Here is a 15,719-nt window from a genome sequence, read left to right on the forward strand (position 1 = left end):
AGCGAAAGCATAAACGGGTTATGGAATTGCTGGAAACGGTTGAAATGACCGAATTGGCTCATACAAAAGCCCAATTTTTGAGTGGAGGACAGCTGCAACGCGTCGCTCTTGCTCGGGTTTTGGCTCTTGAGCCTGAAGTAGTGTTATTGGACGAACCGTTTAGTCATATCGATAATTTTCGAAAAAATAGTTTGAGACGTAAGTTGTTTCACTATTTAAAGTCAAAAAATATTACAACAATTGTTGCTACACATGATAGTACCGATGTGTTATCTTTTGCCGATTCGGTTGTTGTAATGAAAGCGGGAGCAATTTTGGCAGAAGGTTCCCCAATAGATCTATATGCTTCTAATAGTTCTTATGTGGCTTCCTTATTTGGGGATTTGTCGCGTTATAAAAAAGAGGGTGAATGGAAGCATGCCTATCCGCATCAACTTCAAATTACCACGCATGGGATACCTGCCCAAGTTGTGCAATCCTATTATAGAGGAAGTCATTATTTTATCGAATTGCAAGTAGAAGATTCGCAAGTTATTGTCGAACATCCCCTAGCTATCGATACTGGAATGAATGTGTTTTTTAATGAAAAACCCTGAGTTGCCCCAGGGTTGATTTTTTAATTTTTTAAATATTTTTCTAAAAATTGATCTTGTTCCCAAAGCAAGTGGAAAATATTTTCTTTGGCAACATAGCCATGAGCTTCTTTTGGTAATAATACCAATCGCGCAGGTGCTCCTAATCCTTTTAAAGCTTGAAAATACCGCTCCGACTGTAAGGTAAATGTTCCGGGATTATTATCGGCGTCACCATGAACCAACAGCAGTGGGGTTTTCATTTTATCAGCTTGCATAAACGGGGACATGCCGTTGTAAATTTCGGGTACGTCCCAATAATTTCGCTGCTCACTTTGAAAACCAAAGGGGGTCAACGTTCGGTTGTAAGCACCACTTCGTGCTATGCCGCATGCAAATAAATTGGAATGAGTTAACAAATTTGCGGTCATAAATGCTCCGTATGAGTGCCCACCTATTGCTACTTTTTTACGGTTGATATAGCCTAATTGATCAAGAGCATTGATTGCAGCTTCTGCATTGGCGACCAACTGTGGTATAAATGTATCGTTGGGTTCGGTTGTGCCTTCTCCAATTATAGGGAATGAAGCATCATCCAAAACCGCATATCCGCGCGTTACCCAATAAATAAATGAACCATAACTTGGGAAAGTAAATTCATTTGGGTTTTTATCGCTTTGTCCAGCAGAGCTTTTGTCTTTAAATTCTGCAGGATAGGCCCAAATTAACAAAGGCAACTTTTCTTTTTTTGCAGTGCGGTCATAATTCGCCTGTAAATACAAAGTGCCCGATAATTCAACGCCATCGTTGCGTTTGTATTTAATGACTTCTTTGTATACGTTTTTAATGCTTTCAAACGGATTTTTAAATTGAGTAATCGGTGTCAATTTGGCCGATTTCATATTGCGAAAATAGTAATTGGGATACTCGTTTTTGGATTGAATCATTACCAAAAGATCACCCTTTTTAAAATCGACAATAGCTTGAAGATCTTCTTTTTTGTCTTTCAATTTCGATTGATACAACCGATTCGTCTTTAAGGTTTTTAGATGTAATGCATCGACAAAAGGAAATTGACCTTCTTTGGTATACCCATTACCTAATAAAAAAACTTGGTCATTTTCAATTGCTAAAACATAGCGGTTATAGTTGTTGCGTTTGGTTTCAAAATTTCCTGGATCGGCATAGATATCTTGAGAGTTTAAGTCCCAAACAATTTTTGGATTCAAATTGGATTGCGAGGGATCGATAAGATAGGTTTTTTGATTTCGCGTGTCGTACCATTCGTCATTGACAAAAGCAACTGTTTCATTACCCCAATTAATTCCCGAAAAACGCTGTTTAGTTTTCATAAACTCCCGGGGTAAGGCTGAAAAAGGGGCTTCCCAAACATAAAGTGCATCGCGGTAATCTACTTTTTTACTTGCATCGCCTTCGTCCAATGCCGTAACATAAAATAATGTTGCCGGCTGATCAGGTCGCCAAGACATATTGCGAATACCTTTGCGAACAGAAGAAAATCCTTTAGGCATAATTTCTGTTAACGGAACTTCATTGACAACTTTTACGAATGTGCCGTCTGTTTTGTATACCGAAGTTTTTTGAGGAAAACGACTCATTGGAACGATATATGAATACGGTTTTTCAATTTGCGTAAGCAGTAAATAGTTCCCGTCGGGTGAAAAATTCATACCGGCATAAAGGGCAGCGGGTTTAAATAGGGTTTTTGCACCATCGAGCGCAACCCAATACAATTCTGAACTCACCATCGTATCAAAGTTGGCTTCATCGGTTTTGTTTTTTAATAAATCTTGATACGTGCGGTTTTGTGATTTTTTTCCATCACTATTGGAAACCGTTGGGCCTGTTGGTAAATCTTTCTTTTGATCAATTAATGCTTGTCGGTTGGCAGGAAGCATTTGAACCAAAAGGGCTGCATTGTCATTTTTCCATAGGTAGGGCGATCCCATAGTGGCATTTAGATTAGCTGCTGTAATTTTTTTTGCCGATGCCGAAGCTACCTCGATGATCCATAGTTCAACGCCGTTTGAAGTTGTATGTGTAAAAGCAATTTTTCGTTCATCAGGCGACCAACTCACATGAGCAATTTTCGGGTTTTCGGGTAATCCTCGTACTTGAATTTCTTTGGGATCGTTTACTTTTCGAATTTTTAAATTCGAACTATAACTAATAGTACTCAAACTATTGGTAACTGGATTGATGCGCAGGCCAGCCAGTCGCATTTCATCTTGATTTAAGTCATCTAAAGATTTGTAAGTACTGCGGTAGGAGAGGAGCATAAATTCTTTACGACTATCCATACTAACAGCAGGTGCCCGTTGGTAGTCTGCCAAATTCATTATCTCAGCTGGCGGATTTTGGTAAGTAACATTTTCTTGGGCCCAACTCCAGGTTGAACAAAGCAATACAATAAAGCAACGTAATTTCATATTTCAATTCTTGAGAAAGCTAAAGTAACAAATTTACGTTCACGTTAAATGGATTTTAAATCGCTTATTTTTATTTTAAATTCCCCTTTAATCATACGTTAATTTTTTATTTTTGAATAAAATCTAATCGCATGAAAAAGTTGCTAATTTGCACGCTATTGGTAGGATTCCGACTAATGGGGCAATACACTTGGGCTCCTTTGCCTAATGTAGCCGTAAATACCAACGGTCAACGATTTGACGATGTCTTTTTTCTCAATGCGAATGTTGGATGGGCCGCCAATGGATATTATGCTGCAGTATATAAAACCATTGATGGAGGCGATAATTGGACTTTGCAAACCAACAATACAGTATTAGGGAGCAATCATTATTTTAGAAATATCGAATTTTTAGATGAAAATATTGGTTTTTTAGGGACATTAAATGGTAAGTTTTACCGTACTACTAATGGTGGAACTTCGTGGGATTTGGTTACAATAAATCCCAATCCCCAAGCTATTTGTGGTTTAGATTGTGTAGGGCCATCTACCGTTTATGGTTGTGGTGCTTACTTTTTTCCGGCGTATATTATCAAATCCACCGATAGCGGGCAGACTTGGGAATATATCGATATGAGTGCCTATGCAGATGCCTTAGTTGAAGTTTTGTTTTTGGATGAAAACACAGGATTTGCGGCAGGTAATAATGCTACAGGAGCCGTTGTTTTAAAAACTGTAGATGGAGGGCAAACGTGGTCGACTCTTTATAATGGAACAATTTCGGGTGAGTATGTATGGAAGTTGCAGGTGCTTACAGGCAATCCCAATATAATCTTTGGAGCTGTTGAAGCAGCTGCACCCAACAATGGAACGCTTATTAAGTCGATTGACGGCGGGCAAACTTGGGTAGTGAAGAACGCCCCGGAACCAGAAATTCAAGCGGTTGGATTTGTAGATGAAAATACAGGCTGGATGGGGGGGCATGCTACCGGATTTTATCAAACTACCGATGGCGGTGATACGTGGGTTAATACCACAGTGGGTAGTAACTTAAATCGTATTTTTATTATGAGTCCGACTCTAGCCTATGCTTGCGGTACAACTATATACAAAATGACCCCTTCAATGGCTATTCCGCAATTTACAGAACAACCTCGTAAGCCCCTTCAAGTGACTATAGCTCCCATGCCTATAACGAATAAATTGCAAATAGAAATTACTTTTTTAGGTGTTGATCATCTCAATTTAGGGTTGTATGATCAGCAGGGTAAGCGCATCACTACGTTATTAATTGATGAAATTAATGGTGCCGGAAAAAAAGAGTATTCCTTTGATTTTCCCTATGCAAATGGGGTATATTATTTAAATCTTCACACGAATACAGGAAGACAATCGGTTAAAATAGTGAAATGAGTTACAACAACTAAGTCGTATTTATCAGGGGAATTATCATCATTGATACCACTTTAGACAAACACGCTTGTAGTTCTATTTATTTGTTAATTTACTACGCTACTCTCGCTAAATCGTTAAATTTGTTTCAATAATATAAAACAGTCAATGATGTACCATTCTAAAATAACCGGACTTGGTTTTTATGTTCCTGATCATGTAGTAACCAATGCTGATTTAGCTCAGTTGATGGATACTAATGATGAATGGATACAAGAGAGAACTGGGATTAAAGAACGTCGACATGTAATACGCGGTGAAGACACGACTACTTCAATGGGAGTAAAAGCAGCACGAGTAGCGATTGAGCGTGCGCAAATCGACAAAGAAGCGATCGACTTTATTATTTTTGCCACCTTAAGTCCCGACTATTATTTTCCGGGTCCAGGTGTCTTGGTTCAACGTGAATTAGGGTTGAAAACGGTTGGGGCTTTAGATATTCGAAACCAGTGTTCAGGATTTATATATGCTTTATCCATTGCAGATCAGTATATTAAGACTGGAATGTATCAAAATGTTTTAATTATTGGTTCTGAATTGCATTCGCAAGGATTGGATATGACAACCCGTGGTCGAGGTGTTTCGGTAATATTTGGTGATGGTGCCGGTGCGGCTATAGTTAGTAGGGAAGTGGATAACACGAAAGGGATTCTTTCAACCCACTTGCATTCAGAAGGGCAATATGCAGAAGAATTAGCATTAATTGCTCCGGGAATGGGTAAGCGTTGGGTTACGGATATTATCCAGGATAACGACCCTAATGACGAATCGTATTTCCCGTACATGAATGGTCAATTGGTCTTTAAAAATGCTGTTGTACGGTTTACCGAGGTAATTAACGAAGGGCTCCAAGCCAATGATTTAGCGGTAACCGATATCGATATGTTGATTCCACATCAAGCTAATTTGCGAATTGCCCAATTCATTCAACAAAAATTTCGTTTAAACGATAGTCAAGTTTATAACAATATCATGCGCTATGGCAATACTACGGCTGCCTCCATTCCGATTGCGTTAACAGAAGCCTGGGAACAAGGTAAAATTAAGTCGGGCGATTTAGTTGTATTAGCAGCATTTGGCAGCGGTTTTACCTGGGGGAGTGCAATTATCCGTTGGTAGTCCTTAAGAATTATAAGCATAAAAAAACCGAAGCATTGGCTTCGGTTTTTTATTGAAATAAAATTTCAAAGTAAGCAAACCTTTATACTTGGGGCAAAAAGGGCTTTATCTCTTTAGTGTGAAATGCGCTTTAAATTCTTTAGTTTCACCATCTTTTTGATAATTTACAATAAACCAATAATCGTCAGCTGGCATATTGCTATTGTTGAAGGTGCCATTCCAACCACTGCTTGAAGGTTTAATTTGAGACAATAACTTACCATAACGGTCATAAATGTAGATGAATGAAACTTCTTGGTCTTTCAAATCTTTAATATTCCAGGTTTCATTAATACCATCACCGTTAGGCGTGAAGAAATGAGGATAGTTAATAACAATAGCATTTGTTACCGTTAAACCACATCCATTTTTATCACGAACAGTAATCGTGTGAAATCCGCTCATTACATTATTGAATACAGGACTATCTTGAAACTCACCATTATCCAATTGGTATTCATAATCACCTGTACCTTGTGTTTCTACAGTAATCGATTGGGTATCACCAAAATCTTCATTAACCGTATAGGCAACGATTGCAGGTTCTGAACTAGACACTGTTACAAAAACCTCCTCTGAAGGACATCCGGTTACCGTGTTTGTTGCAATCACACTATAAACGCCAGGTGCTACAGCTGTATAGTAAGTACCTGTTCCTACTTGTTGGCCATCTTCATTATACCATTTAATTGTATGTGATGCTGCAGACAAACCACTGTTTAATGTAGTCGATTGAATTAATTGATTGTTAAAAGTGTTATAACAAATGATGCCATCTTCGGGTGTTGGAACTGGTAATTTGTGGATGATCATTTGGATTGCTTTAACATCAAAACAATCGGGAGCAAGTGTATTGTTGATTCGAACGTAAACCAAGCTAGCAGTTGTTTCTGAAATTGGATTGCTATTGGTAGTTGCATCGGCTAAAGTTGCATGGTAAGTGATTGCAAATTCAGGTCCGTTTTGATTTCCTAATACAGCCGAATTAAAGGTAGACAATACAACATTTAAAACACCGTCATTAGTGCCATCAGTATCACAAAATGTTCGCGTTGCAGCAGGTATAGTGTTCGCAATTGGAGCAGGGATAATCGTTACAGTAAATGATGTTTCATCACTACAATTGGGGGTATAACCCGATTGACCGAAAACATAGATTGTTTTAGACTGTGTAACGATGCTTCCAGCAGCAATTTGTCCACCGGTACCATTAGGTCCGTAGAAGTAGTTACCCGTTGTTAATGCAGGTAAAACATAGCTTGAACACGACACAACGTTGTTTAATTGTGGAATATTATACAAACTTACGGAGAAACTAACTTCTGCAGAACAATTTGGATTACCACCAGTTTCACCATATACATATAGTGTTTGATTGGTCGTAATTACATCACCAGCATGCAATAAGGTGCCTCCTTTTTGTGGAGCAGTATAATAATCTCCAGCAGTTAGTGTGGGCAACGTATACGATCCACAAGTCAAAACATTTGCAATAGGATTGATAACAGGTGTATGCGTTATGGTTACTGAAAAGCTACTTTCGTTAGTACAATTAATACGACCTCCAGATTCTACATAGATGTAAATCGCTTGTGTTGAAGTAATTGCCGATCCAGGTAACAATTCTTGACCTCCTCCAGTTGGTCCACCACTCATTGTAAAGTATTTGTTGTTTCCAGGTAAACTAGGTAATACATAGGAGTCGCACACGGAAACATTTGAAAGCGTATGTGCATCAATCGTAAAAATAGTAATCGTAAAACTAGTTTGGTTGGTACAACCATTATTGTTTGCAAAAATGTATAATGTCTGTGTTGTATGAATTACATCACCACCCTGTAATTGTGTACCTGTTCCGTTAGGGCCTGTATAGTAGTCGCCGTGTTCTAAATTTGTCAACACATAAGCATGGCAGGCATCGATATCTGAACGCGAATCAACTACTGGGGTTTGGTTAATTGTTACTTGAAAACTTACCTCGTTAACACAAGATCCTTCTCCATCAAGATAGATGTATATGGTTTTTGATGAGGTAACGAAATCACCTGCAAATAAGATGTCACCTGTTCCGCCAGGACCCGTATAGTAATTTCCATACGGCATTTGAGGAAGCTCATACGTATCGCAACCTACCGTATTTTGAGGAACTGTAAGCGGTGGTAAACTAATAGTCACAGTAAAGTTATAGTTATCGGTACAATTGGGAAGTGACTGACTCACAGCATACACATAAATAGTTTGTGTTGTATTGATTACTGTGCCAGCAGGTATCATTGTGCCCGTTCCCATCGGACCCGTGTAGTAATTACCCGCTTCTAATGTAGGTAAGGTATACGAAACACATTCGTTGGCTGAAGAAGGGAAATTCATTCCGATTACTACATTAAACGATGTTTCTTGTGAGCAAATGCTATTCGCTGCATACACATATAAACGTTGTGTTGTAGTAATAATATCACCTGCATGCATTTGGGTTCCTTGACCATCAGATTCAGTGAAGTAATTACCAGAAGTTAATGCAGGTAATGTATACGAAGTACAATCAAAAACATCCGTTAGTGTTGGAACACTTGGAGGAGTGATGATAGTAACATTAAATGGTGTATCAATTGTGCAATAGGGTGGTTCTTGTGAAATAAAATAGTAATAAAGTGTTTGCGATGTGGTAATCTCAGTTCCACCGGGTAATACCATTCCACCTCCATTAGGTTCAGTATGGTATTCACCGACTGCAAGCGTTGGTAATGTATAGCTTGTACAATATTCGTCAGTAGGAATTTCTGTCTCTTCAGGACGAATTATAGTTACTTTAAAAAAGGATTGGTTGGGACAAGAGGGTTGGGTATTATAACTGTTATAGATATAAATCGTTGTGGTTTGTGTGATGATATCACCAGGGAATAACTGTGTGCCTTGACCACCGGGTAACGTGAAATATTGACCATTAGTTAGGGCAGGTAAAACATAATCGGCACAAGTAATTACATCATCCATATCATCTACTGGAGGTTTGGGTAAAACAACCAAGTTTACAGGAACTAAAGCAAAACATGTTGGATCTGTTTTAACGAAAACACTTGCATAAACTACGCCACCGGTCGACATGGTAATTGTAATTGGATTAGTGCCACTATTAGCATCATTTAAGTTACGGTAAAAAATAACGCCATATATATTAGGGTTTTGAGCACCTAATACTTGGCCTGAACCTGCTACCATTAAGTTGAAACCAACGGGACCGCCTTGTGGATTAGAACATACTAGAATATCGTTTGCTGGATTAGCAACTGGAGGAGCAGTTAGTAGTAATTGGAACGATTTGATAACTTTACAACCTGTGTTTGGATTAATAGCAAGCATGTAAAGAGTTTCATTACCATTGCTTGAGTACGAAGGTTGAATCGGATTGGTATTGTTTTGCGCATCGGTTAGATTTGAAAAATAACGAATAGTTGTAGTTGGTGGTAAAGTCGACATCACCAGCGTGGTATTTTGACTTAAGTTATAGGTATACGGTCCAGAACCCGAAATACATTTATATAAATTTTTTGGATTTACTACATTATACGTATTGTAAAATTCAACCACGATGCTATCGCTCACTTGTTGACAAGGGAAAGCGATGCTTGTATAGGTTAATTCATACGTTCCTGGGGTAGAAACAACTAAATTGGGTCCAGTTTCTCCATTCAAAACAACACCATTACGTTTCCACTCAAAAGTATAGGAAGCAGGATTTAAACCTGATGGAATTGTTGCTGTAGTACCACCACAAATAGCTGTCTGATTTGCAACGGTTAAATTAGGTCCCAATACATCTTGCCCAATATTAAAACTTTCTGAGGCAATAAAAATTGCAGAATCTGATTTATAATCGCCACGATCTGCTATTACTAATTTAATTTTATAAGGGCGGTTCGGAATTAACGAAGAACTAGCCGACATTAAAACGGTTTGTCCATTAAAATTTACAGGAGCATTGGATGCATTATTTCCACCATTATAACGTCCGAAATACTGTTCGTTTGCCGATGGACAAGTTGAATTGTATAAATAGTCTCTAATCGTAACTACCGAAATAGGTGCATTCGTATTAGGAACAACTGCTAAATTGGTTGTAGTTCCTGTAACCATATCGGTTAATAAAAAAGCAAAAGCATCTGAAAACTGACATTGAAAATTGCCATATTCTTCAGAAGCAAATAAAAAGTCAAAACTAAAGTAAGGGGACAAAGGGGTAAATTCAAATTCCAAGACCGTAGCATTGGTAGAGGTCATTGCAATCCCTGAGGCAGCCAATGTGTTTTCTAAGTCACTATCGCCAATCCAAGCGGCGTTACCCTCCTCAAGCAGGGAGTTGTTTGGGCCAGCAGCACTCATTGCACTACCGGTAGATAGTACTACACCACTGGGTAATGGAAAGTTTGAATTTGAATTTGTAAAATATCCAATACCATTGGAAGAACCAAAATTGCTTCCTGTGCGCCATGAAATGTTTTGTGCAGTTACACAGGGTGAATTTATCAAAACATTGTTCACTAATTGAGGAACAGTGTAAGTGTTGGTATCTACAGAGATGATTTGGCTAAAGCTTAAAATGCTGTAGAAAAATAGCGTAAGAGTTAATAGTTTTTTCATAGGGACTTGATTTTGACATACCAAATATGTGAATTAATATCGGTAAAATACAAATAAAATCGATGAAATGCACTTAAAATAATTAAAAGTAAGAAAAGTATTATTTTATAGTCTAAATAATTCATTCATTTTCTAATTAAAAGTAGATTGCGTCCTTAATTCGGATTATCATTTATCTTTGCAGCTTAAAATAGGATACTCATGACAGTGCAAGAAATTTTGATGCCTTTAATACAAGAAGCTGTATTTCAGAGTTTTGGTGTTAAACCCGAGAAAATCGAGTTTCAAACAACCCGCAAAGATTTTGAAGGAGATCTAACGGTAGTCTTATTTCCGTTATTGAAATTAATTAAAGGAAATCCAGCACAAATCGGAGTGGCAATAGGTGATTTTTTAGTGCAAAAAGAGGGGCCGGTGATTCGGTATAATGTTGTAGCTGGTTTTTTAAATTTGGTTATTTCAGATTCTTATTATCTCACTTTTTTTAATTCGATTCGTTCCCAAGTTAAGTTTGGTTTTATGAGTCAAACGGATCCAAAAGCGGTTATGGTTGAGTATTCGTCACCCAATACGAACAAGCCCCTACATCTTGGGCATATACGTAATAATTTATTAGGGTACTCGGTTGCTGAAATTTTAAAAGCTTCGGGAAAGAACGTATATAAAACGCAAATTATTAATGATCGGGGGATTCATATTTGTAAGTCAATGTTGGCTTGGCAAAAATGGGGTAACGGACAAACCCCAGAATCTACGGGTCTAAAAGGTGATAAATTAGTAGGTAATTTCTATGTAGAATTTGATAAAGCCTATAAGTTGGAAATACAACAACTGATCGCTGAAGGAAAATCAGTAGAGGATGCTAAAAAAATGGCTCCCATTCTTTTAGAAGCTCAAGAAATGTTGCGCAAGTGGGAAGCCGGAGATCCCGAAGTTGTTACGCTTTGGAAGACCATGAACCAATGGGTTTATGATGGATTTGCTACTACCTACAGCCAATTAGGAGTTGATTTTGATAGCTATTACTACGAAAGTAATACCTATTTACTGGGTAAAGAAGTGGTTCAAATGGGCCTTGAAAAAGGTGTTTTTGAAAGAGATCCAGACGGTTCCGTTTGGATTGATTTAACTGCTGAAGGATTGGATCGAAAAATTGTGTTACGTTCAGATGGAACCGCAGTTTATATGACCCAAGATATCGGGACGGCGATACAACGCGTAAGTGATTTTCCCGATGTGGGAGGAATGGTGTATACCGTTGGTAATGAACAAGATTATCACTTTAAAGTGCTTTTTTTAATTCTTAAAAAGTTAGGATTCGAATGGGCAGCAAATTTGTTCCATTTGTCCTACGGTATGGTCGAACTTCCTTCGGGTAAAATGAAATCACGAGAGGGAACCGTTGTCGATGCCGACGATTTAATGAACGAAATGACCCAAACTGCTGGGACAATTGCTGAAGAGTTAGGAAAACTCGACGGATTTTCTGATGCCGACAAAGCAGCTTTGTTCAAAACAATTGGTTTGGGGGCATTAAAATATTATATTCTAAAAGTAGATCCCAAAAAACAAATTCTTTTTAATCCCGAGGAATCGGTTGATTTCAATGGAAATACAGGTCCGTTTATTCAGTATACCCATGCTCGAATTTGTTCGATTTTACGCAGAGCTACCTTTGATTACCAAAAAACAGTAACTGTTGAATTGCATGAAAAGGAAAAAGAATTAATTAAAATGATTGCAATGTTTCCTTCAGTTATTCAAGACGCCGCCCGAAATCACAGTCCGGCTCTTATCGCAAATTATACCTACGAATTGGTAAAAGAATACAATTCGTTTTATCAATCGGTTTCTATTTTGGGTGAAACTGATATTGAGAAAAAGATCTTCCGCGTGCAACTCTCCGAAAAAGTGGCGCAAACCATTAAAAATGCATTTGGTTTGTTAGGCATTGAAGTTCCAGAACGGATGTAATCATTTACAGTTTTTTTGTAAATTGCAGTAAGATGATTATTAAACTAAATGAATTAATTATGAAAAAAATGAAAATTGCACTTTGTTTAGTGGTTTGCTTTATGCTTAATATAGCATCTATGTGTAGTAATGATGATACTTCTAGTTCTAATATTGCTCTTACCAATGTAATTAATACGGTTTCAAATGGAACTTGGCGAATTACCTATTATAACGATTCAGGAACGATAAAAACCACGCTTTATACTGGATTTAATTTCACGTTTGCAAATTCCAATTTGTTAACCGCTACAAATGGCACCAATACGTATTCGGGTTCATGGTCAGTAACCGATTCCAACTCAAATGACGATACGCTGTCGGATTTGGATTTTACTATTCTTTTCACAGCTCCGGTAAATTTTGCCGATTTATCTGATGATTGGGATATTCAATCACAAACTGCAACAAAAATTGAATTAGTGGATATTAGTGGAGGTAACGGAGGAGTCGATTACCTCACCTTTGAAAAGAATTAACCTTTAGTTTAACGTATTTTTAATAGCAACCGACGCTTTTTTAGAGTCGGTTTTTTATTTGAATTCTATTGGATTCACATAGGGTTAATTTGTATCTTTGCACTTCATTTTTTAGCATCTATTTTATGTTTCAAAATTTAAGCGATAAACTCGATAAAGCATTCCATATCCTCAAGGGACATGGCAAAATTACCGAAATCAATGTTGCCGAAACCTTGAAAGAAGTGCGTCGTGCCTTGCTGGATGCCGACGTCAATTTTAAAATTGCCAAAGATTTTACGACTAAAGTAAAAGACAAAGCTTTGGGTCAAGATGTATTAACTACATTGCAACCGGGCCAATTAATGGTCAAAATCGTAAAAGATGAATTGACCGAATTAATGGGGGGCGATGCCACGGGAATTAATCTTTCCGGTGCACCTACTGTAATTTTAATGTCGGGATTACAAGGGTCCGGGAAAACAACATTTTCGGGTAAACTGGCGAATTATTTAAAAACAAAAAAGAATAAAAAACCCTTATTGGTTGCATGTGATATTTACCGTCCGGCAGCTATCAATCAGTTGCATGTTGTAGGGGAACAAATAGGAGTAGAAGTATATTCAGAGCCTGAGAATAAGAATGCGGTTGAAATTGCACAAAAAGCGGTTCAATATGCGCGTTCAAATGGATTTAATGTTGTCATTGTCGATACGGCAGGTCGATTGGCTGTCGATGAAGAAATGATGAACGAGATTGCCAATGTGCACCGAGCGATTCAACCGCAAGAAACCTTGTTTGTTGTCGATTCGATGACCGGTCAAGATGCCGTGAATACTGCAAAAGCATTTAATGACCGCCTTAATTTTGATGGTGTTGTATTAACAAAGTTAGATGGTGATACCCGAGGAGGTGCTGCACTATCGATAAAATCGGTTGTAAATAAACCCATTAAGTTTATCGGTACCGGTGAAAAAATGGAGGCTATTGATGTGTTTTATCCGTCCCGTATGGCCGATCGTATTTTGGGAATGGGTGATGTGGTTTCGTTGGTAGAGCGTGCGCAAGAACAATATAATGAAGAAGAAGCGCGAAAGCTTCAAAAGAAAATCGCAAAAAACGAATTTGGTTTTGACGATTTCTTAGCCCAAATACAACAGATTAAGAAAATGGGTAATATGAAAGATTTGGTAGGCATGATTCCTGGCGCAGGTAAAGCGTTAAAAGATGTCGAAATCGAAGACGATGCCTTTAAACATATTGAAGCAATCATCTTTTCTATGACACCCAAAGAGCGAAGCAAACCCGCACTACTTGATATGAAACGTAAAACACGTATCGCTAAAGGTTCGGGGCGAAAAGTAGAAGAGGTAAACCAACTTCTTAAACAATTTGACCAAATGAGTAAGATGATGAAAATGATGCAAGGTCCCGGAGGAAAAAATTTGATGCGAATGATGGGCGGTATGAAAGGTATGCCCGGCGGAATGCAATAATTGGAACTAAGGTTTGAAATTCGAAAAGAAGTTTCAGACCTTTTTTTATTCAGAATAAAGCTTTAAACACAACATAATGATCATTTTAGACGGAAAAAAGGTTTCAGAAGACATTAAAAACGAAATTGCAGCAGAGGTTCAAAAAATGCGCGATAACGGTGAAAAAGTACCCCATTTGGCTGCGATTATAGTAGGTAATGACGGCGCAAGTATGACATATGTCAGCAGTAAAGTAAAAGCCTGTGAACGTGTCGGTTTTGAATCTACCTTAATTCGTATGCCCAGTACAACATCGGAAACAGAACTCTTGAAAAAAATTAAAGTGTTGAATGAAGATCCAGCTATTGATGGTTTTATTGTTCAATTACCCTTACCCAAACAAATCGATACCCAACATGTGTTAATGTCAATCGATCCAAGTAAAGATGTTGATGGTTTTCATCCAGAAAATTTTGGTAAAATGGCTTTAGATATGAGTACGTTTATTCCGGCAACACCTTTTGGAATTCTCGAATTATTGGAACGCTATCAAGTTGAAACTAAAGGGAAACATACCGTAGTCATCGGTCGAAGTCATATTGTAGGTCGACCCATGAGTATTTTGATGGGCCGTAATCATTTTCCGGGGAATTCAACCGTAACATTGACCCATAGCCATACCAAAAACATCAATCAAATTACAACGCAAGCCGATATTATCATCACGGCTTTGGGGGTTCCTAATTATCTAAAAGCAGAAATGGTGAAAGATGATGTGGTCGTTATAGATGTTGGAATTACGCGTATTGCCGATGAAACCGAACCCAAAGGATACCGAATTGTAGGCGATGTTGATTTTGAGAACGTTTCCAAAAAAGCATCCTATATTACTCCGGTTCCCGGCGGTGTAGGTCCGATGACTATTGCCATGTTATTAAAAAATACGTTGTTGGCGCGCGAACAAAAACGGTTGAAATAATGCAGATTCGTCGGGCAACTTCATCCGATTTTTTAACGATACAAGCCTTGGCTCATCAGATTTGGCCGACAGCTTATGCCGAAATTTTATCGCAGAAACAATTGCAATACATGTTGGATTTGTTTTATACTCCTGATGCGTTATCACTACAGCAGTCAAATGGGCAACAGTTTTATCTTTTAGAAGTAGAGGGAACTACAATTGGATTTGCCGCATTAGAATTTGATGCGAAACCCCGTCAAGCGAAACTCCATAAGTTGTATTTGCAAACAGCGCTTCAAAACCAAGGCTATGGTAAATTTTTCATGGAATTTTGTATGCAGCAAGCAAAAGAAGCCGGGCAATTACAATTTATTTTAAATGTCAACCGATTCAATAAAGCGATTCAATTTTATAGAAAAATAGGATTTGAAATTACAGATACCGTTGATATTGCCATTGGTAATGGTTACTTTATGGAAGATTATATTATGGAGATAAATCTCTAGTAAGCATTTGTTTTAGAAATTTCCTAGCAGCGCATTTTAATGTGCAGAAATAAAT

General features: G+C 37.9%; 10 protein-coding genes. 8 read left to right on the top strand and 2 right to left on the bottom strand.

Translation table 11 applies throughout. The features are described from left to right. The coding region (locus Q0039_RS00475; RefSeq protein WP_297507391.1) for an ATP-binding cassette domain-containing protein at nucleotides 1–596 on the top strand (596 nt) is incomplete at its 5' end. A gap of 20 nt (nucleotides 597–616) precedes the next feature. On the opposite strand, the gene Q0039_RS00480 is transcribed toward Q0039_RS00475, so the two are convergent. Continuing rightward, the gene (locus tag Q0039_RS00480) at nucleotides 617–3,022 is read right to left on the bottom strand and encodes a prolyl oligopeptidase family serine peptidase (protein ID WP_297507394.1); all 2,406 of its coding nucleotides are present in this window, start codon (nucleotides 3,020–3,022) and stop codon (nucleotides 617–619) included. Nucleotides 3,023–3,153: 131 nt separating this feature from the next. Between Q0039_RS00480 and Q0039_RS00485 the strand changes: the two genes are divergently transcribed. Further along, the gene (locus Q0039_RS00485) at nucleotides 3,154–4,416 is read left to right on the top strand and encodes a T9SS type A sorting domain-containing protein (RefSeq protein ID WP_297507396.1); all 1,263 of its coding nucleotides are present in this window, start codon (nucleotides 3,154–3,156) and stop codon (nucleotides 4,414–4,416) included. 150 nt (nucleotides 4,417–4,566) lie between these two features. After that, complete coding sequence (locus Q0039_RS00490) at nucleotides 4,567–5,574, top strand: beta-ketoacyl-ACP synthase III (protein WP_297507398.1); 1,008 nt, start codon at nucleotides 4,567–4,569, stop codon at nucleotides 5,572–5,574. A gap of 105 nt (nucleotides 5,575–5,679) precedes the next feature. Here Q0039_RS00490 and Q0039_RS00495 read toward each other — a convergent pair whose 3' ends face one another. Further along, nucleotides 5,680–10,251, bottom strand: a complete 4,572-nt coding sequence (locus Q0039_RS00495) for a T9SS type B sorting domain-containing protein (protein ID WP_297507400.1) — start codon at nucleotides 10,249–10,251, stop codon at nucleotides 5,680–5,682. Nucleotides 10,252–10,452: 201 nt separating this feature from the next. Between Q0039_RS00495 and argS the strand changes: the two genes are divergently transcribed. The 5 genes from argS to Q0039_RS00520 all read left to right on the top strand — a co-directional run bounded on the left by argS (nucleotide 10,453) and on the right by Q0039_RS00520 (nucleotide 15,664). Next, nucleotides 10,453–12,225: an arginine--tRNA ligase gene (gene argS / locus Q0039_RS00500; RefSeq protein WP_297507402.1), complete on the top strand. Its 1,773-nt coding sequence runs from the start codon at nucleotides 10,453–10,455 to the stop codon at nucleotides 12,223–12,225. Nucleotides 12,226–12,257: 32 nt separating this feature from the next. Further along, on the top strand, nucleotides 12,258–12,743 hold the full coding sequence (locus Q0039_RS00505) for a hypothetical protein (RefSeq protein ID WP_297507404.1): 486 nt from the start codon (nucleotides 12,258–12,260) through the stop codon (nucleotides 12,741–12,743). A gap of 125 nt (nucleotides 12,744–12,868) precedes the next feature. Beyond that, on the top strand, nucleotides 12,869–14,218 hold the full coding sequence (gene ffh / locus Q0039_RS00510; protein WP_297507405.1) for a signal recognition particle protein: 1,350 nt from the start codon (nucleotides 12,869–12,871) through the stop codon (nucleotides 14,216–14,218). A gap of 76 nt (nucleotides 14,219–14,294) precedes the next feature. Then, the gene (locus tag Q0039_RS00515) at nucleotides 14,295–15,176 is read left to right on the top strand and encodes a tetrahydrofolate dehydrogenase/cyclohydrolase catalytic domain-containing protein (RefSeq protein WP_297507407.1); all 882 of its coding nucleotides are present in this window, start codon (nucleotides 14,295–14,297) and stop codon (nucleotides 15,174–15,176) included. Then, the gene (locus Q0039_RS00520; RefSeq protein ID WP_297507409.1) at nucleotides 15,176–15,664 is read left to right on the top strand and encodes a GNAT family N-acetyltransferase; all 489 of its coding nucleotides are present in this window, start codon (nucleotides 15,176–15,178) and stop codon (nucleotides 15,662–15,664) included. Before Q0039_RS00515 ends, Q0039_RS00520 begins: the two co-directional genes overlap by 1 nt. Nucleotides 15,665–15,719: the final 55 nt, after the last annotated feature.

Origin of the sequence: Flavobacterium sp. (assembly GCF_027484945.1) — a bacterium.
Classification (GTDB): Bacteria; Bacteroidota; Bacteroidia; order Flavobacteriales; family Flavobacteriaceae; genus Flavobacterium.